This is a genomic window from Algoriphagus terrigena DSM 22685, assembly GCF_000429445.1.
Lineage (GTDB): Bacteria > Bacteroidota > Bacteroidia > Cytophagales > Cyclobacteriaceae > Algoriphagus > Algoriphagus terrigena.
Map to the genome: position 1 here is coordinate 167,883 of NZ_KE386904.1, position 26,166 is coordinate 194,048.

General features: G+C 49.6%; 19 protein-coding genes. 11 read left to right on the top strand and 8 right to left on the bottom strand.

The annotated features are described in order from the left end of the window. The first annotated feature begins 214 nt into the window (after window positions 1-214). Window positions 215-1,666 carry an amidohydrolase gene (locus G459_RS0124620; RefSeq protein ID WP_026969958.1) on the top strand — a complete coding sequence of 484 codons (1,452 nt, stop codon included), beginning with the start codon at window positions 215-217 and terminating at the stop codon, window positions 1,664-1,666. Between the two features lie 333 nt (window positions 1,667-1,999). Here the strand turns inward: G459_RS0124620 and G459_RS29270 are convergent, their stop codons facing one another. From G459_RS29270 to G459_RS0124650, 6 genes are all read right to left on the bottom strand, one after another. Continuing rightward, window positions 2,000-3,997 carry a PAS domain-containing protein gene (locus G459_RS29270; RefSeq protein WP_051315419.1) on the bottom strand — a complete coding sequence of 666 codons (1,998 nt, stop codon included), beginning with the start codon at window positions 3,995-3,997 and terminating at the stop codon, window positions 2,000-2,002. Between the two features lie 303 nt (window positions 3,998-4,300). Next, window positions 4,301-5,968: a DUF6909 family protein gene (locus G459_RS0124630; RefSeq protein WP_026969959.1), complete on the bottom strand. Its 1,668-nt coding sequence runs from the start codon at window positions 5,966-5,968 to the stop codon at window positions 4,301-4,303. A gap of 112 nt (window positions 5,969-6,080) precedes the next feature. After that, entirely contained in the window at window positions 6,081-6,683 is a 603-nt protein-coding gene (locus G459_RS0124635) for an outer membrane beta-barrel protein (RefSeq protein WP_026969960.1), read from the bottom strand. A gap of 125 nt (window positions 6,684-6,808) precedes the next feature. Then, on the bottom strand, window positions 6,809-7,387 hold the full coding sequence (gene msrA / locus G459_RS0124640; RefSeq protein ID WP_026969961.1) for a peptide-methionine (S)-S-oxide reductase MsrA: 579 nt from the start codon (window positions 7,385-7,387) through the stop codon (window positions 6,809-6,811). Window positions 7,388-7,421: 34 nt separating this feature from the next. Further along, window positions 7,422-7,670 carry a hypothetical protein gene (locus G459_RS28555; RefSeq protein ID WP_035456999.1) on the bottom strand — a complete coding sequence of 83 codons (249 nt, stop codon included), beginning with the start codon at window positions 7,668-7,670 and terminating at the stop codon, window positions 7,422-7,424. Window positions 7,671-7,680: 10 nt separating this feature from the next. After that, window positions 7,681-8,223 (bottom strand): class I SAM-dependent methyltransferase, encoded by a 543-nt coding sequence (locus G459_RS0124650; RefSeq protein ID WP_026969962.1) that lies wholly within the window; start codon window positions 8,221-8,223, stop codon window positions 7,681-7,683. Window positions 8,224-8,299: 76 nt separating this feature from the next. Here G459_RS0124650 and G459_RS0124655 point away from each other — a divergent pair, with 76 nt between their 5' ends. Continuing rightward, on the top strand, window positions 8,300-10,303 hold the full coding sequence (locus G459_RS0124655; protein ID WP_026969963.1) for a sulfatase-like hydrolase/transferase: 2,004 nt from the start codon (window positions 8,300-8,302) through the stop codon (window positions 10,301-10,303). Window positions 10,304-10,361: 58 nt separating this feature from the next. On the opposite strand, the gene G459_RS0124660 is transcribed toward G459_RS0124655, so the two are convergent. Next, window positions 10,362-11,780, bottom strand: a complete 1,419-nt coding sequence (locus G459_RS0124660) for a cellulase family glycosylhydrolase (protein ID WP_026969964.1) — start codon at window positions 11,778-11,780, stop codon at window positions 10,362-10,364. A 185-nt stretch (window positions 11,781-11,965) separates the two neighbouring features. On the opposite strand from G459_RS0124660, the gene G459_RS0124665 reads away from it, so the two are divergent. Next, the gene (locus G459_RS0124665; RefSeq protein ID WP_026969965.1) at window positions 11,966-12,577 is read left to right on the top strand and encodes a hypothetical protein; all 612 of its coding nucleotides are present in this window, start codon (window positions 11,966-11,968) and stop codon (window positions 12,575-12,577) included. Between the two features lie 63 nt (window positions 12,578-12,640). Here the strand turns inward: G459_RS0124665 and G459_RS0124670 are convergent, their stop codons facing one another. Continuing rightward, window positions 12,641-15,403, bottom strand: a complete 2,763-nt coding sequence (locus G459_RS0124670) for a carboxypeptidase-like regulatory domain-containing protein (protein WP_026969966.1) — start codon at window positions 15,401-15,403, stop codon at window positions 12,641-12,643. A gap of 467 nt (window positions 15,404-15,870) precedes the next feature. Between G459_RS0124670 and G459_RS0124680 the strand changes: the two genes are divergently transcribed. The 8 genes from G459_RS0124680 (at window position 15,871) to G459_RS0124720 (ending at window position 26,075) form a co-directional block, all read left to right on the top strand. Continuing rightward, window positions 15,871-17,268 carry a sulfatase family protein gene (locus G459_RS0124680; protein ID WP_026969967.1) on the top strand — a complete coding sequence of 466 codons (1,398 nt, stop codon included), beginning with the start codon at window positions 15,871-15,873 and terminating at the stop codon, window positions 17,266-17,268. 176 nt (window positions 17,269-17,444) lie between these two features. After that, on the top strand, window positions 17,445-17,636 hold the full coding sequence (locus G459_RS0124685) for a hypothetical protein (protein WP_026969968.1): 192 nt from the start codon (window positions 17,445-17,447) through the stop codon (window positions 17,634-17,636). Window positions 17,637-17,841: 205 nt separating this feature from the next. Continuing rightward, window positions 17,842-18,672 carry an LOG family protein gene (locus G459_RS0124695; RefSeq protein WP_026969969.1) on the top strand — a complete coding sequence of 277 codons (831 nt, stop codon included), beginning with the start codon at window positions 17,842-17,844 and terminating at the stop codon, window positions 18,670-18,672. 12 nt (window positions 18,673-18,684) lie between these two features. Further along, complete coding sequence (locus tag G459_RS0124700) at window positions 18,685-20,079, top strand: MBL fold metallo-hydrolase RNA specificity domain-containing protein (protein WP_026969970.1); 1,395 nt, start codon at window positions 18,685-18,687, stop codon at window positions 20,077-20,079. A 10-nt stretch (window positions 20,080-20,089) separates the two neighbouring features. Continuing rightward, window positions 20,090-22,288: a hypothetical protein gene (locus G459_RS28560; RefSeq protein WP_157373452.1), complete on the top strand. Its 2,199-nt coding sequence runs from the start codon at window positions 20,090-20,092 to the stop codon at window positions 22,286-22,288. 960 nt (window positions 22,289-23,248) lie between these two features. Beyond that, window positions 23,249-24,406 (top strand): hypothetical protein, encoded by a 1,158-nt coding sequence (locus tag G459_RS0124710; protein ID WP_026969971.1) that lies wholly within the window; start codon window positions 23,249-23,251, stop codon window positions 24,404-24,406. Beyond that, complete coding sequence (locus tag G459_RS0124715) at window positions 24,406-25,602, top strand: ChbG/HpnK family deacetylase (protein WP_026969972.1); 1,197 nt, start codon at window positions 24,406-24,408, stop codon at window positions 25,600-25,602. The genes G459_RS0124710 and G459_RS0124715 overlap by 1 nt, the downstream gene beginning before the upstream one ends. After that, window positions 25,560-26,075, top strand: a complete 516-nt coding sequence (locus G459_RS0124720; protein ID WP_169725069.1) for a hypothetical protein — start codon at window positions 25,560-25,562, stop codon at window positions 26,073-26,075. The genes G459_RS0124715 and G459_RS0124720 overlap by 43 nt, the downstream gene beginning before the upstream one ends. Window positions 26,076-26,166: the final 91 nt, after the last annotated feature.

The following is a 26,166-nucleotide window of genomic DNA, read 5'->3' on the forward strand; positions in this document are numbered from 1 at the left end:
GGGTTGTTCTTTTTCAGGATTACAAAAATCTACAAAGCGCTTTGAAGCAATCTAGGCTGGAATCTGATTCATTCCAAGTCAAGCTACCTGGCTAGTTTCGTTTTTTCATCTTGCTTACCCTCCATCTATTTTGCCGTTCACATTTCAATCGCTTCATCTTTTGATGACAATCCTTATCTTATTGGGACAAAACCTTACAAGAATCCCCAACCACATGAAAAAACTCTATTTGGGAATTTCCGCGGCATTTATGCTCTCGGCGACTCCTCTTTTCGCACAAAAGAAACCGGCCAAACCCGATCCTCTCAAGCAGGAAATCCAGCAGACGATCGATGCCAGATTTGCCGACATGACCCAGCTGAGTGATCAAATCTGGTCCTTTGAGGAGACGGCGTTCCATGAATCACAATCCGCCGAAGCTCTCGCCGCCTATGCTGAAAAGCTGGGCTTCAAAGTCACCAAAGGAGTCGGTGAGATCCCTACCGCCTTTGTAGCAGAATATGGCTCTGGCAGTCCGATCATCGGAATCATGGGAGAGTTTGATGCCCTTCCGGGCCTTTCTCAAAACAAAGTACCATTCAAAAGCCCGCTTCATGAAGATGCTCCCGGCCATGGCTGCGGACATAACCTGTTCGGTGTGGCTTCGCTGAGTGCCGCCGGAGCGATCAAGGATTTGATTGCCGAAGGAAAACTCAAGGGGACGATTCGCTTCTACGGTACTCCCGCTGAGGAGAAATACTTTGGCAAGCTGTGGATGATCCGGGCGGGACTGATGGACGACGTGGACGTGATGATGGACTGGCATCCCGGTGCAGAGACCAAGACTGATGTACAGAAAGGTCTGGCTTTGGTGGACTTTATCGTCGAGTTTAGCGGCCAGGCGGCTCATGCCTCTGCCGATCCCTGGAATGGCCGCTCTGCATCCGATGCGCTGGAGCTTTACACCACGGGGATCAACTACTACCGTGAGCACATCAAACCGACCGTTCGCATCCACTATCATATTCAAGACGGCGGACAAGTCGTGAACGTGGTCCCCGACTACAGCCGCATCTGGGTCAGAGTCAGAGACAGCTCCCGCGAGGGCATGACGCCTGTCTGGAAGCAGGTCGAAAAGATGGCCAGCGGAGCCGCTATCATGGCAAATGTCGACTACAAAGTCACCTTGGTCTCAGGCATCCACGAGATCCTGGTCAATCGCACCGGTTCGGCTGTGATGCAAAAAAACCTGGAAACGTTGGGCTCGATATCCTACACAGAGGAAGAGCAGGTATTTGCCAAGAAGATCCAGGAAGCCACCGGCAAACCTCAAATCGGAGTCGTCTCCGTGATCGAACCGATGGAGGAAACCCAGGAGCACAGCATGGGCGGAAGTACCGATGTGGGTGACGTGAGCTGGGTCGTGCCGACGATCCGGATGAGTGCGACCACAGCTCCGAACGGCACTCCGTGGCACTCCTGGGCTGTCGTAGCTTCGGGCGGAATGTCGATTGGACACAAAGGAATGGGGTACGCTGCCAAAGCACTTGCCATGACTATGGCGGACCTATACCAAGATGAGACTTTGCGAAGCGAGATCAAGGCAGAATTCAAAGAGAAAAAAGGCGACTATGTCTACAAAGGAATCATTCCTGACGGACCTCCGCCTTTGAAAGTGAATTACTAGTCTTCAGTAAGCTGGCTCAGCTTACGGGATCCTTTGAGGTTTTTAAAAACTTCAAAGGATTCTTCTTTTTAGGGGGAATGGATCTTCACTCCTGAAAAAGATTCAGGCCAGATATCCGACAAGTCCGATGCCAAGTCCCTTGATCATGGATCTGACCACCCCCTGAGCAATTGCTTAGCAAAATCGGATTAAAGACTGGGTTTATTCGTCGTAAGTCCCGACTTTGTAGCCTCGTCTTTGGAATAAAGCCCGATCCAAAATCCTACAAAACCCGCATATTCCTCACATTTGGTGACAGGCCGTATTTCTTTTTACCGTCCTTCTGCCACAGCCCTACTCAAACAGCGAGCTTCTGTTGTCAATCAGTGAAGCGATATCAATATTTAGCTGGGTATTTTTCCTTTTCTGATGATAATCCTCGTTTAGTTCCCGGATGAACTTGTCCATTTCTTCCGACACTTGGTGTAGATGAACGGAGATCTCCCTGATGTCTTTTTCGCTTAGTTCACCGGATTGGACAAGCTTCGTCAAGCTGAGCATCGTGGATAGTGGTCTGCGGATCACATGGCCGATATCAAAGATCATCTGCTCGATCGAGGCGATATACTCCACCAAGGAGGTAATGTCACTGGTCGCGCCATACCAGACTATTTTCCCGTCTTTGTCCTTCTCGGAGATCGCCTGCATCCAGCGCCATCTGACTGAATTATTTACGACCATCCTGTATTGAAAACTAATCGGCGAGCCGGTTCGATGAGCCTCCTTCATCGTTTGACTGTATTTCAACTCATCATCCTCGTGCAAATGCTCCCGAAACTGTTCGCTCTGATTGGACTCCTCCTCAGCAGTATGGGTTTGATGGAAGGGTTCGGTTCCCCGACTCTTGAACAGAACTTTGTTAGTCCCGTCAGCCGCTATCTCAAACATATAGGTGTTTCCAGGAACCTGGCTGGTGATCTTTTTTAGCAATCGCTCGCTTTCTCTCAACTTTTCCGTGCCGAGTTTCCTTTCGGTGATGTCGTAGTTGATGGAGAGAAATTGGTAGATCTTCCCCTCCTCATCCAAAAAAGGGACGATGGTAGAGTCAGCCCAATACAAAGAGCCATCTTTTGCGCGGTTGCAGAATTCCCCCCGAAAAGGCCTCCCATTTGCCATCGCATTTCCAAGTTCAAAAAAATATTCCGCCGGATGGTAGCCTGACCACAGGATATCGTGATGCTGCCCGATCAGTTCCTCGGCACTGTATTTCGATATTTTACAGAAGTTTTCGTTTACAAGATTGAACTTCGCATCCGGTCCTGCCACGCTGACGAACGCAGCGATGTCCAGAGCATATCTGAAATCCTTCAGCTCAGCTTTGCGCTCCCTATTGTCCAAAGCCGACGTGATCATGTCCACGAGTACCTCGATCAGCCTTCGCTCCTCTTTCAAGAATGGATCTTCCTCCATCTGAGGAAGTGTGTTTTTATAAGCTATCTGAATCTTAACGAGCGTCCCTTTTTTGGTTTTCAGTTCGGAGCAAAACGAATGGTCATAGACACCAAAGTCTGGGGAAGCAAATGATTTATCACCCACGAAAAGAGAAGCTACCGCCAAGTCCGGGAATTGCCACCCGAGCGGCAGCTCTTTCACAATGCTGGAAAAGAGCTGCTCCTGAGGCGCATCTTCATCTCTCAAAATGCGGCTAACTTCAAAGAGTGTTTTTAGTTCCTTGACCCGCTCACCCAGTTCGTAGAGGGTTTGATCTTTTGACTTTTCTGCTGCCTCTCTTCTGGAAATCTCTTTCCCCAAAGCCGACAGGCCGCTGCGCAAGTGGCTGGTCGAATAGTACTGCAAGGCTAGAATTGTGCTGAACGGAACAATCGCTCCAACCCATCGGGACAACGGCGTATGGAGGACACGGGGTTCGGGTAGATCACCCGTGACCTCCAGATAGACCATTCCCAAGTCGGTAATCAGGGTCAACAAGCCGACGGTCAATCCGCCTCTCCATCCCAATAGGAACCCGGCAGTGAGGATCACACTCATCTGCGACAATATGCCCGGATCCATGATTCCGCCTGCGGAAAAACAGGGAATCGTCGCAAACAGCCAGATCATTGCCGTCAGGGAATAACCGGCGACTTGGCTACCTGCTGTCTGATTCAGATATAGACTGACAGCCGCTATCACCACGTTAATCCCCAGAAAAAGAACCCAACGCTGCCAGCTCTCGGGAACGAGAAAAAATTCAAGAGAGATGATACAGCCGATCGTCACAGTCCAGATGATGGTCAGGACATAGACCATGTAGCTTTCGTAGTCTCGCTCCTTGTCTGGTATAGAAAACATTTTATTCATAACTGATAAATGGCGGGCAAGATGGGTGTGCAGCGTCTTTCAGAAAAGCAGTCATATAATGTAAGATATAAATTTTGCCGAAATAGAGAATACAAAACAGCCTTTGGAATGTGCTCTCTCAGCTACTCCAATCGAACCTTTACCGGCTAGTCAACTTCCGGTGGTTTTTTTAAAAATCGGGAAGATTATAGCCCGAACCCTGGGTGTGGATTGGTAATCGGTTATGGAGTCAAACCGGATTTGAAACAAAAAAGGGAAGCCTCTCGACCTCCCTTGTTTTATAACTTGGCTATGCTATTTGAACAACCTCTCCAAAATCTTGTATGTAATCAAATAAGTAGGTCTCACCCCGTCCATGCCCAATGCTCCAGAAGCAAGTGTACTGCCGGTCTCCAGAGGATTGTCTGAGGCGTAGTAAGCGTAGAGTACTTTCACGTTAGATCGGATACTACCGCGAATCTTGGATGCTGCCTGAATTGCCTTTTGGTAGTGGGCTCCTTCCATCTCCAGACCCACAGCGTTCCAGGACGACTCCATGAAGTAGGTGAGAATATCCCTGTTCTGAAGGGATGTGCCAAGCACCGTGATCATCGAGCCATCATAGACCCCCAATCCGTAGCCTTCGAAATCAGACTTCTTCAGCTCATTGCGGAAAGGATAGTTGTCAGCCGTGCCCTCGAATACGTGCGAGTTGGGAACCATCAGGTCGCCTTTGCCGCCGTGTAGGATACCGGCTTTCCCCATGATAGACGTAGATATCACGTTGAGATTGTACTTCTTGCCGTCCCGCGAATAGGCCTTGAGCAGTTCGTCGAAACACTCATACGCTTGCTCTCCAAACGCGTAGTCCATCACCACAAAGACGGGTCTTTTTTCTCGCTCTTCCGGAAGTTTAATTCCCGGAATCAGCGTGTTCTTTTCCAGCCAAGCGGTGTCAATGATCTGCGCGCCGATGTTTGTCCCAGACTCGTCTGGCAAGTCAATGAAGCCGTGCGCGAGGGCATATTCGCGGATTTTCTTTCCGTGATTGTTTTTGGCATTCACCGAAATCTCCATGGCCGCGGATTCGATCTCTTCAAAAGATTTCAGCCCCAAAGCCTGATGTCCGTAGATCGTGTTGACGACGGAGTGCAGATTGGCAGAGATGATGTGGATGGGACGTTTGAGCAAGTCCAGATTCATCAGAGTCTCCTTGATGCGATCCGCCCAACGCTCGCCGTAGACGTGATGCCCCACCCGCTCACGAAGGGTCGCCGAAAAGCTGATCTCCCGATCGAGCCCGTTATTCACCTCGTCCAAGGCTAACTTGCCCAAGTGGTAGACAATGGAAACCAAGCTGTTGGAGTTGGAACTCCTGGAGAATTTCCCCACGGCATCCATCGTCTCTTCGAAGGTTCGGCCGATGATATGACTCAGATAAGCGCTTGCGGTTTCTTTGTCAAATTCCTCTCCTGCGGCCTCTTTTTTGACAAATTCCTCCAGCATCGTCCAATTGGAGGAGATCCGGCCCTTCGGATCGGTGCTGTTGCGGAGGATCTTGCGGGACTCGATGTAGAGAAAAGTGAGGTGGGTCAGGATGTCGTATATGTCAGACCGGCCCCGGGTCATCTCCACATACATGATCTGGTCGTCCAGCCTGAAGCAGTTGCGCTTCCGTTTGGAAGGCACCAGTGGAGTCAAATGTGAGGTCTCAAACCCCTCCCGGCTGACGAGTCTTACGAATCGACACTCCTCGATGCCTTTTGGCAGCCGCTCCATTACATAGAGCAAGCCATCGAGTTCCAGCTTTTCCGGATCAGTGACCGAGCCGTAGATCTCCGGGCTGAGTGTCATGAGTGCGTTGACTAGACCGTCACCGGAAATACCCATCGGCTTGTAACTGCCCCGGTTGAAAAGGTGGCGCATCGTGATATACAGCCGCTCGATGGCTCCTCTGGACTCGTGTGCTCTGGTTCTCTTCATGCTTTGCAAAAAGGGTTAAATTGAGTAAAAATAGGTCTTTTTGGGCAAAGTAAGAAGAAAATCTCCTCGGCAATCCGGCAGAAAAAAGGAGGTCTCTACGGTCAGGTGACAATTATTCAGTCTTGCTCAGCATTTGCTGCTTAAACTGTAGCCCAATCCCGTAAAACGCTTGGGAAGATCGAGCCGAAATTCCAAACCGAAGTTCCGGTTCGAGACTTAGGTTTTTGCCAATCGAAAATGGCTTGCTGACCTTCAGAAGCGGCCGTAATGAAACAGCGGGACTGATCTCATAACTGGTGACTTCTCCGGTTCCAGGTGAGATCTGATCCCAGCCAACGAAGGCTTCCACGAACGGGCCAACTGACAATGTAACTGCCTTGGTGTAAAACCGGTAAAGCACTGGAAAAGTCAGGTAGCTTTCCCGGACGCTGAACTCATCAAAAATTTGATTCCCATCTTCGAAGGTCACATTAATGTAGATATCGGTCCTTTCTGCGCGATAGTAAGTTCCAATCTCCATCCCACTTCGCTTGGTAAAGCTCCGCTCAAACACAAATCCAACGGATGGATAAAAGTCGTTATAACTGACCAGCTCGCCCAGCACAGTCACTCCGATTAAATCGCTTTTTGAATGCTGAGAATGGGCCGAATTGCTAAAAACAACAAGGAATAGGATGGCTAGAAATCCAAGTCTCCGGCAGCTCGTGAAGTACATAAAAATCGGGTTGGCAGTGAAAAATATCGGGAATGTACTGAAAAACAGTAGATGAAAAAATGATTAGTGGTGAAACTGAAAATGAATTTTGACATTGAACCTATCCAGCCCGACACAGACCGATCCTACTTCAGCCTTTCCGCAAAATACTTCTTCAGCTTGTGTACTTTGGGCTTGACTACAAACTGACAGTAAGGCTGCATTCCGTTGAGATTGAAATATTCCTGATGGTAGTCCTCAGCGGGATAGAAGTTGGTGAAGGCGGTGATCTCCGTGACGATAGGTTTGTCGAAGATTTCCCTTGCATTCAATTCGTCTTTGAGGCGGGAGGAAATATCTCGCTGATAATCATTGTGATAAAACACCGCTGAGCGGTATTGGGGTCCAACGTCTCCGCCCTGCTGATTGAGCGTGGTGGGATCGTGAGTTGCCCAAAAAACCTCCAAGAGACTTTCGAGACTGACTTTCTTTGGGTCAAAATAAACGTTGATCACTTCCGCATGTCCGGTGGTGCCGGTGCAGATCTGCTTGTAAGTAGGTGATTCGATCAGACCACCGGCATAGCCAGAAACGACTTTTTCGACACCCTCCAGTCGCTGAAATACCGCCTCCGTACACCAGAAGCATCCGGCTCCCAGCGTGATCAGTTCCAATCCGTCGGGGATTTCAGTGGTAGTCAATGGGAGCTTGGTTTCGTTGGTCATGGTGCTTGCTTTTTTGGGTTTAACAAACAGGAGCTTATTTTGGTTTGCTCAATCCGAGGATCAGGATTTTTCCTCCGGAATTTCCCAGCATGTCTGGCGAGCCCTCTTCCACGGACACTTCAATGACCTTTTCGCGGTACAGCTGCATAGTAACCTCGATGACTTCCTCTGTGAAAAGCTCCCAATCCTCCGGAAACATTTGACGGATCACCGCTGTGGGACAAAATGGGCGGCCCTTTTTCCTCCTGCAAAAATCCAAGATGGCTACGCGGAGCACCTCCATAGTCCGAGGGTTAGTGGCAGATCATCACAAATGCCGGGGGCAGATTTCTAAAGGTAAACTTCACCTCCATGTGGGAGAAGAAACGCTTAAACAGCTTCTTCAGATGATAAGAGTAGGTCATAATTACCATCTTCCCTTTGGGAGCAAGTGAGTCCCTGCTCTTGGATAAGATACTGTCTGTCACATCTTTGGGAAGGATGATAAAAGGCAAAGATGAAACGATGTAGTCGGCTTTTCTCCCGGCAAGGTACTTGTCTATGTTTTCGGCAGAGTCACAAATGATTGTGATATTGGACTGCGGAAATTGCTTTTTCATCGAATCACAAAACGACTTGTTGATCTCAAAAACCAGCAATTCCCCTTCCGGTGAAAGGCGGTCGATAATTCCCTGCGTAATGCTCCCATCTCCTCCACCCAATTCCACCACCAAACTGGCGTGCGCGATATCGGTGTACGAAAGCATCTTATTGACCAAAGCTTTCGAGCTAAAAGCGAGAGCACCTGTCGTACTCAAATTGGAGTAAAGCTCCAACAGCAAATCTGATTTACTCATAAAGTGAAAATGACCGTGGAAGATACCCGATTTTGGGTTATTTTTCGACCTCGCGCCAAAAACTTAATCTCTCTCTATGGCCCAAAAGGCTGAAATCCGCTCGACATTACCACTCCGTGCCCAGACTCTTCTCAGAAATTTCTGGGGGATTTCGCTGACTTTCATCGGTTTGATGGCTATCTCCAGAATCGCCGAAACGGTGCTCGTCTTTCGGGGTTATGTCTTGGAATTTTCTTTTCGGGAGGTACTTTTTGCGGGGCTGGTTCAAGATCTGGTATGGGTACTCTATTTCTTGGGACTGCTTTTTATAGTCTACGTCTGCCTTAGCCTGATCTCGATCAAGTTTGCCAGAATCCTCATCCAAGTGATCACTACGCTGCTGTTGATCATCCACTTAGGCCTGGTTCTTTATTTCAATCAGACGCTGGTTCCGCTTGGTAAGGATCTTTTCGGATACAATTACGCCGACTTGTCCCGCACGGTCACCGCGTCCGGCCAGTTTACAGCAACCAATTTGGCTGCGCTGGCTGGGTTTGCTGCTCTGGTTTTTGGCTTGCTTTACCTCGGGATCCGGGTGTGCAATTTTAGACTTAAGACACTTTTCATCTTCTCTGGGATTCATATGTCTGCGCTTTTACTGATCGCGTTGTGGCCGAATTCCAAAGAATCGGATACCGACGAAACCAAGACGAACATCACCTTAAATAAGTCGAGGTACCTTTCGGAGCAGACCTTCGACGAACTGATGTATGGCGGAGAGTTTTATTTCGACTTTTATCTACGCGCCACCAACGATGACCTGCTCGTCAAGAAGGAATTTACCGACGACACCTATCCCTTTGTTCACAAAAGCAACTATCCGGATGTGCTCAGTCCGTTTTTTGACAGTCTGACGCAAGCTCCGGACATTGTCTTTCTGTTTATGGAAAGCTTTGGCAAGGCTTATTCGGGCAAGGACGCCTATCTGGGAAGCTTTACGCCCTTTCTGGATTCACTGGAACAGCACAGTTTGGTGTGGACTAACGCCCTCTCCTCCACCGGCCGGACCTTCGGCCTGCTGCCGGGCGTCTTCGGTGGCCTACCATTTGGAGAAAAGGGCTTTCTGGAACTTTACGAAGAATTCCCTCCCCACATTTCTCTCCTGAGCGTGTTGAAGAAAAACGGGTATGAGGCCAGGTTCTTTACCGGAAGCGATGCGAAGTTTGATAACGAACTGGATTTCTTAGAATATCAGGGAGTAAACCTGATTGTGGACGAATCGAGCTTCCCGGCCAGCTTTGAGAAAGCGCCCACAAACAGCGGATTTTCTTGGGGATATACCGATAAGGATCTATTCTTATATGGGATCGAAACACTCCCGGTCAAGGCTCCTTCACCTGAGGTTCGAATATTTCAGACCCTGACTTCGCATGACCCCTATCTGGTACCGCAGAGGGAAGTCTATCAGGAGAAAATCAGGGATCATCTCAGCAATTACCTGAAGCTGGATGAGGAAAAAATCCGGGAATACCTCACCTACGAAGACGTCTACATGACGATTCTCTATGCAGATGACGCTGTGAGGCTGTTTTTTGAAGAGTACAAGAAGCGTCCTGAGTTTGCCAATACCATCTTTGTGATCACCGGGGATCACCGTCTGCCTGAGATCCCGATGTCCTCCCGACTGGATCGGTTTCACGTGCCTCTCATGATTTATTCTCCAATGCTCAGTCGGCGAGACTATTTCAAAGGCGTCACCAGCCACTATGAAATCACCCCTTCGCTACTGGCTTTGCTCGAAAAACAAAACCTAGTCACACTCCCCGAGGAAGTCATCTGGCAGGGTCAGGTGCTGGATACCGCGCGTACCTTCCAGTCGCTCATTGCTATGCCGTTGATGAGAAATAAAAATCAACTGATGGACTACATTCATGGGGAGTACTTCCTGTCCGACGGCCAGGTATTTTTGGTCTCTGATAATCTGAATATCGAGCCCATCGAAGACATCAATGTCCTAAATAAACTCACCGGGGAATTTGAAGAGTTCAAAAACAAAAACGGATACATGGTCCAGACCAGAAAACTCCTGCCGCCCCGGTAGGCACTGGACGGTCATCGTATGACAATCCATCCGCTTCCGCCGACTGATCTAATTCGTTCTACTCCTCGACAATCGCGCGAATCAACCCCGGGTAAATCTGCTCTCCGTCAGCCCGATCAAATAGCGCAAAGCCGTAGTCCCCTCCATGGCCGTTATCCCAATAAAAGGGCACCAGACCATGCGTCTTGGCGCTTTGGGTGATGTATAGCAGGTAATATTCCCGATATGCGCCGTTGTCCTCTGCCTTCTTGTCTACAGCGCCATATTCGCCCAAAAGCACCGCAATTCCCTCGTCGATAAAGTTCGCTTTCATCTTCTGAAACTGCCCGTCAGCATGGGATTCGCCGCCCCAGGCAGCGGTCTTGGAGGGGTCGGTCGCATCCTTTCCCCATTGGGTGACCTTCTCATCACCTTGCAGTGCAAACTCGTAGGGATCATAGTAATGAACCTCCACCATCAGTCTGTCCGCCGCAGAATCATCGGGCATTTCAAAGAAGCTGATCCCATAGTCGATGTTTGTGTTGAAGGTCTGCACGACCAGATTCCGATAGGCATTTCTCCCGCCGGTAGATCGTACCGCGTCCACAAAGGTCTGATTGAACGAATTCTGAACCTGACTGTATTCGGGTTTCGGAGCACCATAGTCGCCATCCACCATCACCTCATTCGTGCCCGCAAATAGAAGATGATCATCGTAATCGCGGAAATGAAGCGCTATTTGGATCCACATCTTTTCCAATCTATCATTCACATAATCCTGCTTCGCAAAAGTCGGCTGCATCCAGCCCTCGTCCCAGTGATTGTTAAGGAGCACATACATCCCGTTGTCGATCGCATAGTCTACGACCTCCTGCACCCGGTTCATCCAAGCTTGATCAATGGTAAAGTCGGATGCGTTGCTAAACTTGCTCCAGGCCACCGGAATCCTCACGGCGTTGAAGCCCGCAGCTTTCACCTGATCGATAAAGGCTTTGGTGACTTTGGGATTGCCCCAGGCTGTCTCCCCTCCCATCGCTTCCAGTGAGTTGCCGAGATTCCATCCGACCCCCATCTCCTTGGCCAGCGCGAGACTGCTGATGTCCCGCATGTCGGTGGCATCCGCCGGTATGTGATAGGCCGGAAACTCCGGTACAAAGGCCGCCTGCGAGATCTGAATTGTGCGGACTACACCACCGCCCACGACACGCGCCTCCAAATTTCTGGCAGCTGCCGCCGGGTTTGGATCGATGCTAAAGGTGATCTGTCCATCTCCCTCGCCCTGGGCCGGAGTGACCCGAACCCATTCCGAATTAAGCGTCACGGTCCAAGTGATATTGCCGCTGACGGCGACAGACTGAGATCCGCCGGCGGACTCCGAGGCGATCTCGGATAGTGACACCTGAAGCTGTGAAGGTTCATCCTCGACACTTTCTCCGCAGGAGATCAGAGCCAGGGGGATAAAAATGAGGAAGCAAAGTGATTTCAACAGGTTATTCATGGGCTTTGGGGATGCTTTGCCAAAAGTAGAAAGTGAAAACCCAACCCAAGTCCCCCAAATGTTAGCAATAGGGTGTCGGAATGTTTCATGAATGGCTTGGGGAGAGCTTCTGAAAGTAAAAAAGCCGTTCATTTTCTTTGCTGCGAAAGCTCCCCCATTCAGACATTTTGCCAATCTTAGTCCGCATGAAAGTCAGCCCGCATTCTTTTTCCAAGCCCGTACAGGTCATTCAAGTCTATAGAAAGCAGATTAGGTTTGGTAAAGAAGAGAAAGGAAGTTTTGATCTGAAGCAATTTCTTTCTGCCGAAAAAGTCACCTCCAATGTCGGGTATGTAGAAATCGGAGAGCTCTTCCTCCCAGAAGCAGCCATGGAAAATCAGGGATTTTCCGGAGCCGACCTCTTCGTGTTAGTTGACAATATCATCTCCGAAAAGCCCGCCGAGTGTCTCACCCTGCACTCGCCCGGTGCCAATCCGATTGAGATCTTCAAGATCCGGGGAAATGATCCTGCCGAATTACATCTGGAGTGGAGTTACTTCGGCGTCGGAGATCCGACTCGTCAGTCCATGAAGCTATTCGATCTGGTGCCGGGGAAAGCCTACGAGATCCGGATCAACGGTAAAACGGACTTTTCCCTGACCGGTCGCAGACCCAGACATTACCTGGAGCAGGTCTTTGTGCTGGAGTATTTGGGCTCGTTTGACGACTGTAGATTCTACAGCGACTCAGCCGATTTGCCTGCGAAAAAGCTACCTGCTTCCCGGAAGGTCATCGACTTGAGGAAGCCACTTTGGTGAGCGTCATGGGCTAAAAAAGCCCAAAGACAAATCTGCTCTGGATGGATATCTGTGTAAAAGACCCTATTTCAGCTCCACTGGGATTACCCGATAAAACGCATCTCCATCTGAAGTTTGACCCTCGACACGAAGCTGCAATTGAGGAATGCCGTAGGGCACCTTGATTCTTACTTTGAAAGATCCATCCTTGCTTTTTGCCAAAGGATCCCAATAGACCGTCGGCTTCTTCTTCAGATACTGATCGACAGGCGGATCTTTTGGAAACTCCGGAAAAGCCGTGAATCCCCGGATGGGGAAGATCTGGAAGCCTTCGGAGTTGAACTTCCGGTCACTTTCTGGGCCCGTGCGTGATCCGCTTTTCGTTTCCATCATGATCACTCCGTTGTAGCCCGCCATTCCAAACGTCGCGTTGCTGATGTTGTCATTGTATGCCTTGATGGATTTGAGTTGAGAGGGCTCGAAGCCCAGTAACACATCTCTGAACTCCGCGCCGTCCATAAAAGGCATGGAGGAGCCATCGATGATCAAAAGCGGTGAGCCGGTCTTTTCGCCAAAGGTGTGGTTATTGAATTTCAGCGTGTTGATATTAAATCGGAGTAAACCCAGGATCTGCTCCATCGTCATCGTCTCGAGTTTGTCAGGGCCGACTTCCTGATTGGGGGTGCCGTAGCCATAGTTCCTTTCCTCGGACGTTTCCCGCTCTTTGACTTCTTCTTTCACAAACTCCTCCAGCAAAATATATTCGCCCGAAGTATCCAAAAAAGGCTCGTTTGCTACAGGCCAAGCCTGAACTTCATAGGCTAGCTTTGGAAACGCGTCCCGAAATTCAGGCCGTTGAAACTTAAGCAATTCGACACTGCCGAAGGGTCGGTTCTTGGCGTCCAGCGCAGCGATGGCAACCTGAGCTGTATCTTGGAAGTTTAATCCAGTCGCCCAAAACGCCCCCAAAGAATCCGACAATACCGTTCCATAATCCTCCAAATCTCCCTTGACCAGCGTGATCGTCGTAGCCGTGGCAGGTTTCTTTTTGTCCGGAACAAACGTTCCCGCTACCGAAATCCCATACTCAATCTGAAACGACAAGTCGCTGTCAAATAAATCCGGAAGAGGCACGTCCAGCCAGTCGAGTGCGCTTTCCAGGCGAAGTTCTTCATCAAGCTCCACAGGGATAGTCCCATCCAAGGCGGTCAGGATAAATTCAGTATCCACCGCGTTCTGGAACTCATCCAAAAAGCTAAGCTCCAGGTCCAAAATCCGGTAATTCACCGAATCAGATACCGAAAAATCCTCGCGAATCTCGATATCTCCAAAAAGCGTCTCTTCGACTTTCGGCTTTCCAGCGGCAAAATTCCCCTCGGCCAGAATGGGAATCACCGCCTGAAAAATATCCTCTTTAGGAAAATTCATGTTCCAGTGCGTGTAAGCCCGCAGCAGATAATCGCCGGGTGGCAGATCTTTGTCCAACACCATTCCGCCGGCGACCCTGCCCTGCTCGATCCGGAAGGTTTCTTCGCGGACCTTTTGAAAACTCGAATCTATTAGATCCACATACAGCACCCTGCTCAGACTATCCGCATTGGCGGGATTTTGATAAAGCATCTTTCCACCCAGCCACATCGTCTCTCCGGGATGGAAATACGGCTTGTTGGTCGTCAGCCACGCTTTTTCCCTCAAGGTATTCAGTGTAACGTGTCGTGATTGAAACACCTGTACCTGCTCTATCCAGCCCTTGAAATCGCCGGACGGCAGAAAGTCCAGCGGAAGGGATCGCGCCACCCGCTGACGTCCAATATACCCTGACAATAGCAGCTGCGTTGGATCGATCAGTGTACCATTACGATCGACATCAAAGAAACCGCCTGGCGTCTCCATCCAGGAAATGGCATAAAAGGCGTCGGAATAATAGTCGTTTGGCCAGGTCCTGTCAACATGGTGGACCTCGACCTTGCCCGGTAAGAAAATCCGGTAGATGCCATTGCCCAAAGGCTTGTTGTAGAGAGAAAATACCGTGATCGGCACGATGGACTTTCCGACTTCCTCGTGGAACCTGTTTGTCCTGAGCCTCAATCCAAATTCCGGCACGATTTGATACAGTTCAAAGCCCTGCGCCAGGGAATTTCTCAGCAATAAAGAAAGCGCGAGGTGCCTAACCGAGTTTTCGTAATTGAGCTCCTTCGCCATCGTCCACTTCGGATCAGTGAACGCCGAGTCCAAGGACTTGAAAAATGCCAGCCCATAATAACTGGAGGCGGTGCGATGCATCCGAAAATCCTGAAGGTAATAGTCGATTTCGTAGCCAAGCGCCTTGTTCACAATCTTCAGCGGCAACTGTGCGCTGGCTTTGGTGTAGTTGGGGCCGTTGTTGTTCTTGACGTACTCAAAATCCACTACCCAGGGATTTAGGATTTCGATATCCCGGCCATAGGGATCATCCGGCAAAGCTAAAAATACGGCTTCGAACTGCCTGAAACTTCGTTCCCAGCTTCTGTCCCGCTTGGATTTCAGTTGTACTTCAGAGAGGTTATCTTCCAACAGCTCGAGCTCAAACTCTTGAAAAACAGCCTCACGCCCCTTTCGCTTGATCGTTTTGGAGACCGTGCTATATCCGACAAATGACGCCACCAGATCAAACTCTTCCGGGATCCTGCCCCGGATCACAAACTTGCCGTCCGCGTCTGTCGCACCGCCAAGGGTGGAATTATTGATAAAGACATTGGCAAATGGTAGCGGAAGTCCCGATCCCTTCTCGGTCACCACGCCGGTGATCGTCTGGGCAGCTGCCAAATGCGTCAGCAAAAAAAGAAACGCAAGGAGAATTTTGCGCATGAAGGGTAGATTGGGTTCTGGGTAGTATTGATTTGTAAACTAATGAATTTGTGGGACTTTGACCCATGGTATTGGTTTGATCAGAAATATTTTTCAACCAAAAAATTCGAAAGGATCTACGGTTACCACCCGATTCTTGTGGGTTTTGAATTTCGATTTTCTGCATTTCTTTATTGAATTCCAGTCCTTGGCCGACCTTATACCCCTTGCTACATCCTTGAAGAGGCAACACAACTTTGCTTCTATAGACCGGAAACTTTAAATTGCCTTTTCGCTATTTGCATTGCTATAACTAAAAGCCGCTTCCCCAATTGAATCTCAACTCATGAAATCAAGCCTGCCTGAGGCAGACAGGCATGACCCGAAAAGTCACACAGTGCGATGATTATGATCCGTGCGAGATTCTCCCGGTCCGCCGCGACGAACCGGACAGGCTATATGACTATTAAAAAACAAATTATATACAGATGAAAAAACTGCTTTTTCTAATCATCATTTTTTCCTCATTTCAAATCACGGGATCCGCTCAAAATAAAGAAAGTAAACGACCGAATGTTATTCTAATATTTATTGACGACATGGGTTGGGCAGATTTATCCACTTTTGGAAATACCGATGCCCAGACACCAAATATTGACCGGCTTGCCGCTGAAGGGATTGCGTTTGAGCAGTTTTATGTCAACTCGCCGATTTGCTCGCCGTCCCGGGTGGCGATCTCGACGGGTACCTACCCGCAGCGCTGGGGCATCACTTCCTACCTAGATCACCGCAAGCAAAATCAGGCACGGGGCATGGCAAACTGGCTGGACCCTTCGGCTCCTATGCTGGCCCGCAGCCTCCGTCAGGCAGGCTATACCACGGGCCATTTTGGCAAATGGCACATGGGAGGACAGCGTGATGTGGCTGATGCACCGAGGATCAGCGAATACGGCTTTGACGAATCGCTGACCAATTTCGAGGGTATGGGGCCAAAGCTGCTTCCCCTCACCAAAGACGAAACAGGGAAAGTAGGGAGGATATGGCAAGATGCCGAGATTTTGGGAGGTCCCAGTACCTGGATGCAGCGATCTGAGATTACCACGGGCTTTGTGGACGCGGCTATTGGATTTATTGGAAAAGCCACCAAAGAGAATAAACCCTTCTATGTAAACGTCTGGCCTGATGATGTCCACAGCCCCTTTTGGCCTCCATTTGAAGAATATGGCCTGGCAAAAGAAGCGGGCAAAAGAGGATTATACCTAGCGGTGCTGGAAGCAATGGATAAGCAGATCGGCAAGCTCATCGACTACATTCAGGATGACGAAAGCCTGAGAGACAACACCTTGATTTTGCTTTGCTCGGACAATGGCCCTGAAGTGGGAGCCGGTAGATCAGGAGAGTTGAAAGGCGCCAAAGGTCAGCTCTACGAGGGAGGAATACGTTCTTCTTTAGTGGTGTGGGGACCAGGTTTTATGGACGAAAAAGCAAAAGGAAGCCGTAACAGGCAATCTGTCTTTTCAGCCATTGATTTTGCACCTTCATTGCTGGCGTTTACCAACACCGAGTCTCCTGAAAACAAACTCAGAGATGGCGAAAATGTATTGAAGACTATGCTTGGGGCGTCAAAAGCCTCCCGTCAATCCCCGATATTTTACAGTCGTCCGCCAGACAGAAAGAATGCTAACGGGTTCGAAAACCTTCCCGACTTAGCTGTTCGCGAAGGAGATTGGAAGCTGTTGTGCGATTACGACGGAGGACGACCAGAGCTCTATAACATCGTACAAGACCAGGAAGAAACTCAAAATTTAGCTGAAGAGAAGAGTGAGATTGCCCAAAAGTTGATCGAAAAAGTGACGGCTTGGTATGCTGCTATGCCGCAGCTTTAATTAAATTCTCTTGCCGCCGCGAAACGGCGCATCGTGTCCATCTCTATTGTCCATTTTTCAACGAATGCAGTGTCCGAAATAGAACATGCTCAAGCCGCAGATACTTGATAAAATGCTTTGAGTGCTTATTCTCAAAATGGAATAGCCTTTGAACAAAAAAGAAAAACCACAAATCCATGTTGACTTTCATCCTTTGGTGCATCTTGTTTATCCTCTGCTGGCCCATAGCCATCGCCGCACTGATTCTCTATCCTTTTATTTGGCTGTTGCTTCTTCCGTTCCGTCTTCTGGGTTTTGCCGTCGAGTTGAGCTTCGATTTGGTGAAAAATATCTTTATGCTGCCTTTTCGGATTTTGGGAGTGAGGTAAAAGAGACGCAAGACGCTAGAATCAAGAGGCTAGAGCCAAGAATCAAGAGGCAAGACGCTAGACGTGAGCATCGTGAACCTCTGAGCATTTTTTCAATTTAAGATGAAGCTCCTGTCCTCCTCCGTGGGTGATAAAAATCATGAATTCTACTCGCTGCTTTGGATAGATTGCAATTGATCCAAACTGAATTTTCCAGCAATAGACCATGAAAAACCACACCGAAGGAGGCCATTCGATCAGTCCTGATGAATGGGAAAAAGCCTGGCAGGCCAACTGGGAAAAAGCCCAAATGAGCTATGAGCTCCCAACCGAAATCGGAGCAGCAGTGCCCACGGAGCGGGACTTCTTGCAGCATTCCAGATCCTATGAAAAGGAGATGGAGCGGCTCGCCAAGGTGCAGGCCGAGTTTGAGCGGGCAATCAAACAGATGCAGCACATCGGCCCAGCCGTGACGATCTTCGGTTCAGCCCGGTTCAAACCCGGGGAGCCATTCTATGAGTCCTCCAGAGAAACCGGAAAAGCCTTTGCTGAGGCGGGCTTTTCGGTGTTGACCGGTGGCGGTCCCGGTGCAATGGAAGCTGCCAACAAGGGAGCATTTGAGGCAGGCGGAAAATCGTACGGACTGAATATCATCCTTCCCCACGAGCAGGCTGCCAATCCTTATGTGGACGACACGATCAATTTCGATTACTTTTTCGTTAGAAAGACCATGCTCGTCAAGTACAGCTGTGCGTACATTGTGATGCCGGGTGGATTGGGAACTCTGGATGAATTATTCGAAGCCGCCACGCTGATCCAATGCAAAAAAATAGGACCTTTCCCGCTGATCTTGGTCGGAAAGGAATTTTGGTCAGGCCTCCGGAACTACATCAGCTACCTCGCCGACAACGGAGTCTTCAGGCCTGATGAAATCGGTTTTTCGAAGATCGTCGACACACCCGAAGAGGCCGTAGAACTGGTCATCAAGAGCATGCCAAAGGACATGCGGCTGATCCTCGATCACGAGAAATCCCTTTTGAAACCTCGATTAACTTAAATTCAAAATTCAATGAAAATCAAACTTTTTGGTGCTGCGGGCGGCGAAGTGACCGGTTCATGCTACCTGGTCACCACCCAACAGTCTGCCATCCTGATCGATTGCGGGATGTTTCAGGGTGGTCGCGATTCCGAAGCGAAAAACCTCCTGCCCAAAGGCGCCAGACCGGGCGAGGTTCAGGCGGTCCTTTTGACCCATGGTCACCTGGATCATACCGGGCGAGTCCCGCTTCTGATCAAGCACGGCTTCAAAGGCCCGATCTATAGTACCATCCAGACATTGGAGCTCAGCCGAATCATCCTTGAAGATTCGGCCCGGCTACAAGATGCCGATGCTGAGCGACAAAACCGAAAGCACTGGGTACCCGGCGAACCACTCGTGGAGCCACTCTATGAACCCGAGCACGTTGATGCGATGAAAGCGTTAAATCACGCTATCCCATTGGGTGAAGTTATTCAGATTACAGACGATATCTCGGCAAGATGGATAGAGGCAGGTCACATGCTGGGTTCCGGCAGTATCGAGCTCACCGTGAACGAGGATGGCAAGCAAAAGGTCATCGCTTTCTCCGGCGACCTAGGGCCGCTGAATCTCCCGCTGCTTCGCCCATTTGATCATTTTCAACACGCGGACATGGTCTTCATGGAGTCGACGTACGGCGACAGAGACCACAAATCCTATGACGAGACCTTGGTTGATTTCTTTCAGATCGTAAAGGAAATCAGCGAAAGCGGTGGAAAAATCCTGATTCCGACATTCGCTATCGGACGGGCGCAGACACTCATGTACCACATGGCGGAACTGTACAACACAGGAACTGTCAAGCCATTCCCGATCTACTTGGATAGTCCCATGGCTATCAAGGCGACGGAAGTCTACCGGAATCATCAGCACCTACTGGACGAGGAGTTTCATCTTCTAAAAGAAAAGGGAGCCTTTCCCGTGGATGAACAGTATTTTATCTCAAGTCCAAGTCCCGAAAGCTCGAAAAGCCTAAACGATCTGAAAGGTCCGTGTATGATTCTCGCAGGTGCAGGAATGTGCAACGGAGGCAGGATACTCCATCATCTCCGACACAATCTCCGAGACCCCAACACCCACGTGATCATCGTGGGCTTTCAAGCCCAGGGATCCTTGGGAAGAAAACTGGTGGAAAGACATCCAATTGTGCGAATATTTGGAGAAGAGATACCTGTGAATGCAAAAGTGCACACACTCAACGGATTCAGCGCCCACGCGGGCCAGTCGGAATTGCTGGAATGGTTTTCCTACCTCGCGCCTTCCAAGCCACGGGTTGCCTTGGTACACGGGGAAGACAAAGCCAGAAGCGCTTTGGCAGAACTGATGGAAAAGAAGTTCGGAATCCGTCCGGAATTGCCGGAAATCGGAGATGAAATTGAAATCTAAACTTGATAAAATGGACAACCAACGCTCACTCGCGATTCCATTCGTGACTGATAAAAAGTCTCAACGCTGGACCGCATTGACGGCGCTCCTATTCTTTTTGGCCTTCACATCCGGCTATGCTCAGGTGGGATGGCCGAAAGATGTCTTTGGAAAAGGCGGCGCAAAGATAACCGTCTACCAACCTCAGCCCGAGGCCATGAGCGGAAATGAGATCTCGGGACGCTCTGCTTTCTCTGTCGAAGAAACCACCGGAAGTGAATTGATCTTTGGAGTCTTTTGGTTTTCCGCCAACATGCATACCGACCGGGATGCGAGGACGTTGACACTGGAGAGCATCAAGATCACCGATGTCAAGCTGCCCGGAGTGGAGGATGAGGAAAAGATCACCAAGCTCAAATCCCTCTTGGAGACTGAAATCCCGCTTTGGGGGATTGAATCCACCATCGATGAGATCAATGCGACCATCGAAAACGAGCAGCAGATCAATCAAAGCGAAGGCCTCAACAATGAAGCTCCGGAGATCTTCTATGCCGAAGAACCGACCCTGCTCCTGCTTTTTGACGGAGAGCCAAAGGTCGAGCAAGACAAAGACCTGAAGATGGGTCGCGTGATCAATACTGCCTTTTTGATTATCCAAGCCACTGAAAACAAGAACTATTACCTCTATGCCGGTCAGGGCTGGTATGCTTCCTCCCAAGTCAAAGAAGGCTACGCACTCACCTCAAAACTCCCAAAGTCAATCTCCGCAGTGGATAAGCAGATCAAAGAGCAGCAAGATGAAAAACCCAATACAAAGGCAAAGGCTCCCAAAAAAGTAATCTCCAGCACGACTCCGGCGGAGATCATTCAGTCCGATGGCAAGGCTGATTTTGCCAGCATTGACGGGACAGATCTCCTGTACATGTCCAATTCAGATGACAATATCTTCCGCTACATCGACGATCAGAAGTATTACCTTCTCCTCTCGGGCAGATGGTATTTTTCTCCAAAGCTAGAAGGACCATGGACCTATATCGCTGCGGAAACGCTGCCTGCTGAATTTGCAAAGATCCCCGAATCATCACCAAAAGGCGGCGTCCTAGCCAGTGTGCCGGGCACCAAGGCAAGTACAGACGCGATCCACGATGCGCAGGTGCCCCAGACCGCCAAAGTCGACCGCTCAAAAGCCAAACTGGAGGTAACTTATGACGGTGAACCCAAGTTTGAACCCATCGAAGGAACTTCGTTGGAGCTGGCGATGAACACCAAAAGCACGGTGCTCAAGGGTGGTAAAAAGTACTACGCCGTGGACAACGGGGTTTGGTTTGAGGCATCCAACGCCAAAGGCCCCTGGAAAGTAAGTGATGAGCGTCCAAAAGATGTGGAAGACATCCCGGCCAGCTCCCCTGCCTACAATGTCAAATACGTCTATATCTACGAAAGCACGCCTGAGGTAGTCTACGTCGGCTACACACCAGGCTACATGGGCAGCTATGTCTATGGCCCGACAGTCGTCTATGGTACCGGCTACTACTACAATCCCTGGTATGGCCCCTACTACTATCCGCGCCCGGTGACGTATGGTTTTAGCATGCATTACAATCCCTGGACGGGTTGGAGTATGGGATTCAGCATGAGCTACGGCTTCTTTACCTTCGGATTCTACGGCGGAGGCGGAGGCTATTGGGGACCTGGAGCGTATCGTCCGCCCTACTATGGTCATCATGGCAACAACGTCTTCATCAACAATGGTGACATCAACATCGACCGGTCAAACAATATCTACAACAAGCGAAACGATGTCTCCACCCGCGATGTGCAGCGTGGCGACCGTGGCACTGCCTCCAACAGACCAACCGCCGGGCAAAGGCCAGCCAACCAACCTGGTGTGTCAACCAACGATAGAAACAGAGCGAACACTCCGAGTGCGCGCCCTTCTACCGGACAGCAGCCTGCTAATCGCGGGGCGATGGCCGGAGCGGGAACTCGCGACGTGTACTCTGACAAGAGTGGCAATGTCTACAACCGCGACGCCGGCGGCAACTGGAGCCAGCGGCAGGGGAATTCATGGCAACAAACCAACAATCAGCCTTCCCAGATGAACCGGGACTATCAAAACAGACAGCGAAGCACCACGCAGAACCACAGCTTCCAGCAATCCAACCGAGGTGGAAATCTGGGCGGATCGTATCGTGGCGGCGGCGGGGCTCGTGGCGGAGGTAGGAGGTAAACCAGTTTACAGCCTTCAGTTGCCAGTTTGCAGCGACGCGAAATAGCCTGAAAATCCAGCTTCCCAAGATTGGATTTTGCGGAAGCATCCTAGAATGAAAGCCCGGAGTCAATAATGACTTCGGGCTTTTTTGTATTAGGGTTTTCGGCAACTCCCCCTTTGACTTCAAATCAAGATTTGGAAAAGTATCTCGGAAAAAGGGGGTTAGGGGGATTTTGACCCGAAAAAACTCATCAATCGAAGTAGGTTTTTGATTAGAAGACTGCTTTCCCGAAATAATCGGGACAGGCTGCTCGTGCCTCACTACCAATGACAGTATGTATTTTATTTTGAAAATAATGATATTTCCATACTTTATTCTGAATTCTATCCCAATCGTTTCTTGCCAGAAACCGATCAAACAACGGCCTTACAGCAGTTTAGGCTATTTATTTTCATTGTTCTTTTGGCTTAACCCAAAAGAACCAAAAGGTCAAGATTTGCCCAGCCCTGCAAGCTGGCCCCTCGCTAGATTAATCCACTGGATTAATCTTTAACGCTCGGTCCTCACCGCACAAGGCCGAACGCTGGCTCGCTGGCAAATCCTCCCACCGCGCCCTTCCGATCAATGTTTTGTCTAAGCAGGCAAGATTCAACTGAAGTTCAAGAATTTAATGGCTTTTGGCTTGCAAAACCCTGTCATCTCCTTTTGGCATGTTTTCGAAATATTTAGGACTCTCTGTTACGGCTCCGGTTGAGACTACATTGCCGAAATAATCGGGACAGACTGCTCGTGCCTCACTCGCAGTGGCGACTCCGATTAAGCCTCAACCTGACAGCCCTATGGCTGGTTTCCGAGCCTAGCTGGTGAGCTCGCCCGGCCATGAAATCCAATCAGTTATACCACTTAGCCCAAAAAATGACTAATTTGATTTTTCATTGTTTACCTGGTTCTCCTCTGATTTTTAAACCCTTACACATATGACCGGCCTTGCTGTTTTAGACGTTTTCATCAGCCTTGTTTTTATCTACCTGCTCTATAGTCTGCTGGCGATGACACTCATTGAGTCGATTACCACTGCGGTCAGTTCCCGGTCCAAGAACCTCATCACAGGCATTGACCGGCTCCTTTCTGACGATCAGCTCTCCAGCTGGATCAACCATTCCGTGCTCAACCTATTTTGGGTCAAGACTGTGAATCCGCTCACCAACGCCTTCTACGCCCATCCAGGTATCAAATACCTGGGACATAAGGGAGTCAACTCCAAACCTTCCTACATCACCAAAGACCGGTTTGGGAGCACCTTGATCGATCTGCTGAAAAAAGGCGCCTATCTCGATGACGTCGAAAACATCGCCGCGACCCTGGGGGTCATTCCCGAATATGACTCAAGTCTGCTCGCTTCACGGATACGGGGTTTGGAGGAAAAGCTCAAAGGGCTCTCCCAGGCAGAGAGCGTCGACGAAGTAGAGACGGGAAGCACCCAAGAGCAACTGGACCATCTGAAACTGGAGCTTTTCAAGCGAACCAACAAAGAGAATCCCTGGGACATCGAGGGCCTTTCGATAGGACCAGAGACAAAATACCAGTTAAAGATGCTCTGGCAGCAGGCCGCCAACGACAAAGAGAAGTTCAAGGCTCTGATCGAAAACTGGTACGAGGACCAAATGGAACGGGTGGCAGGCTGGTACAAACGCAAGCTGACCTTCCTGACATTTGTGATCGGCCTGTTGATCGCCGGGCTGTTCAACGTGGACAGCATCGGCTTAACCACAGAGCTGGTCAAAAACGAAGACATGAGAACAATGCTTGTGGAGAGTGCAAAGGGGTATGTGGCTGAAAATCCCGAGGGCGTGGGCGCAACGACCTTTAAGGCTCAGAAACAATACATTGACTCCCTGAATATGGAGATCGATAAGTACAACTATGTCCTCGGAGCAAGCAAAGAACCTGATTACACTTTTTGGACAGTCCTCGGCTGGGTGATCACCGCTTTTGCGATATCGCTCGGAGCACCTTTTTGGTTTGACCTGCTCAACAAACTCATGCAGGTACGCAATTCGGTGAAGATCCCGGCTAATACCTCCTCCAACAGTGGAGAGGCCAACAATTCAGTGAACCTCAAAGCGGTGGGATAATGGCTACGTATAAAGGAATCACGACCTTGCATGTAAACCTGAGGAGAGAGCGTCCCTCGGTCAATGCGCCGACCTTCAGAACGCTCAAGCCAAATACCGAAGTGGAGATTTCCCATGCAATTGTGGGTGAACAATATCTGGACAGCAACATCTGGTATGTACTCGGCAATCAGACTTTTGTCTGGAGCAAAGCCGTCTCCACTACTTCCGAGGTGCCGTTTATTGAGAAAAAGCTGCTCGTCACCGCCGACGACATCGGGATCGTCGATGAGATTGACATCGGCGCCCAGATTGCGCTTCGCGAAGGCTGGATCAATTCCATCGCAGTATTGGTAAACCGACCCGGTGATCCTGATTCGGGCTATATAAAAAGCTTTTGTCAGAAGCTAAAAGACCATAAAACAGCCTCGGGAAGATCGCTCTACGATACGACCCACATCGGCCTCCATTTCACCATCACATCCGGACAGCCCCTCTCCAATCATGCTGCGGTGAAGCTGTTGGTTGATGAAAAGAATAATTTTCTGGACTTCCGGAAATTCAACCGAGATTTTGAAAGTTCGGCCTACGTGGATCAAATAAAAACGGAATTCTTTGCGCAATACGAACGATTCAAGGAAATCTTTGGGCGCGAGCCTGATCATCTCACCTCGCATCACGACGTACTCACCTTCAATCGACCCTTGTTTGATTTTATGCAGGATTGGTCCAGAAGCAAAAGAATCCCGCTTCGAAATCACCGGTATTTACCCGGAGCCAAGCGATTTTGGTACGATACGCTGGCTTTGATGGGTATGAATCTACCCTCCCCCAACCTGATGAATGACTGGGAAGAGCGTCTGGGGCCCTTCCCGACAGATTGCTCGCAGCGAACCATCGTGGATCATTACGGTCCGATTCCCCCGTTTGGTATCACGGGCTATGACAGCATAATATTCAAGAAGCAAACCGCGCTGGACAGTTGGATGAAGGACTTTTTGGTGAGTACCGATCGGAGAAGAGAGGTCGTAATCCACCTGATCAAGTCAGGATTCCGCAGCCAGTCTGACTTCGTGCGCCAATATGCGACGCTCCGAAATTCTTATCCAGGCATTGAGATCAAGTACTTCGATGGAAGAGTGGCGGAGTATCTTTCCCTTCAGAAAAACTGCCATTGGAACACCGATCTGTGCCTGGGGTTGCTGCCGCGGGTGTGATGGCTTTCAAAAATTATCTTCGTGAATCTTCCGATGGCGGCTTGGAATCCGGTAAACTAGAACCCGTTAGCAGAGGAAAAACTGTTTACTTTGGAGCATCCCAGAAATACATGAGATTTATAGCCATGATCTTGATCTTCTTATGCCTTGCATGTGGGGTAAGAACCTCCAGTGAACAAAGGTTTGAGGACAATATTGGTTTTGCGCTTCCAGATGACAAGGAGGTTTTAAAAGATGAATTTCATGATATATTACAAGACTATGCTCTCATTTACGAAGTTGAGCTGTCTGTAAAAGCTAACCAAGCCCTGGCAAAACAACTAGCTGTCCAGATCGGACCATCGGGTATAAATTGCAACTGGTCACTGGTAGACAATGGTTTCTCTTACATATGCGACACGAATCGAACAACTTACCGGGTTAGTTTTGATACGCTAAGTCGGAAGTTGGCCTATGAAGAATCTGCTGACTAGAAGCAATAGAAGGCACTGCCCCACTACCTACAGAAAACTCCTCTTACCCTAGAGTCCTCTCGTTCCCTCAAACAATTCGTATTTCCCCTCC

Bases quoted from the DNA above. Each gene is read 5' to 3' on its own strand.
- G459_RS0124620 (WP_026969958.1), top strand. From the start codon at position 215: ATGAAAAAACTCTATTTGGGAATTTCCGCGGCATTTATGCTCTCGGCG.
- G459_RS29270 (WP_051315419.1), bottom strand. From the start codon at position 3,997: ATGTTTTCTATACCAGACAAGGAGCGAGACTACGAAAGCTACATGGTC.
- G459_RS0124630 (WP_026969959.1), bottom strand. From the start codon at position 5,968: ATGAAGAGAACCAGAGCACACGAGTCCAGAGGAGCCATCGAGCGGCTG.
- G459_RS0124635 (WP_026969960.1), bottom strand. From the start codon at position 6,683: ATGTACTTCACGAGCTGCCGGAGACTTGGATTTCTAGCCATCCTATTC.
- msrA (WP_026969961.1), bottom strand. From the start codon at position 7,387: ATGACCAACGAAACCAAGCTCCCATTGACTACCACTGAAATCCCCGAC.
- G459_RS28555 (WP_035456999.1), bottom strand. From the start codon at position 7,670: ATGGAGGTGCTCCGCGTAGCCATCTTGGATTTTTGCAGGAGGAAAAAG.
- G459_RS0124650 (WP_026969962.1), bottom strand. From the start codon at position 8,223: ATGAGTAAATCAGATTTGCTGTTGGAGCTTTACTCCAATTTGAGTACG.
- G459_RS0124655 (WP_026969963.1), top strand. From the start codon at position 8,300: ATGGCCCAAAAGGCTGAAATCCGCTCGACATTACCACTCCGTGCCCAG.
- G459_RS0124660 (WP_026969964.1), bottom strand. From the start codon at position 11,780: ATGAATAACCTGTTGAAATCACTTTGCTTCCTCATTTTTATCCCCCTG.
- G459_RS0124665 (WP_026969965.1), top strand. From the start codon at position 11,966: ATGAAAGTCAGCCCGCATTCTTTTTCCAAGCCCGTACAGGTCATTCAA.
- G459_RS0124670 (WP_026969966.1), bottom strand. From the start codon at position 15,403: ATGCGCAAAATTCTCCTTGCGTTTCTTTTTTTGCTGACGCATTTGGCA.
- G459_RS0124680 (WP_026969967.1), top strand. From the start codon at position 15,871: ATGAAAAAACTGCTTTTTCTAATCATCATTTTTTCCTCATTTCAAATC.
- G459_RS0124685 (WP_026969968.1), top strand. From the start codon at position 17,445: ATGTTGACTTTCATCCTTTGGTGCATCTTGTTTATCCTCTGCTGGCCC.
- G459_RS0124695 (WP_026969969.1), top strand. From the start codon at position 17,842: ATGAAAAACCACACCGAAGGAGGCCATTCGATCAGTCCTGATGAATGG.
- G459_RS0124700 (WP_026969970.1), top strand. From the start codon at position 18,685: ATGAAAATCAAACTTTTTGGTGCTGCGGGCGGCGAAGTGACCGGTTCA.
- G459_RS28560 (WP_157373452.1), top strand. From the start codon at position 20,090: ATGGACAACCAACGCTCACTCGCGATTCCATTCGTGACTGATAAAAAG.
- G459_RS0124710 (WP_026969971.1), top strand. From the start codon at position 23,249: ATGACCGGCCTTGCTGTTTTAGACGTTTTCATCAGCCTTGTTTTTATC.
- G459_RS0124715 (WP_026969972.1), top strand. From the start codon at position 24,406: ATGGCTACGTATAAAGGAATCACGACCTTGCATGTAAACCTGAGGAGA.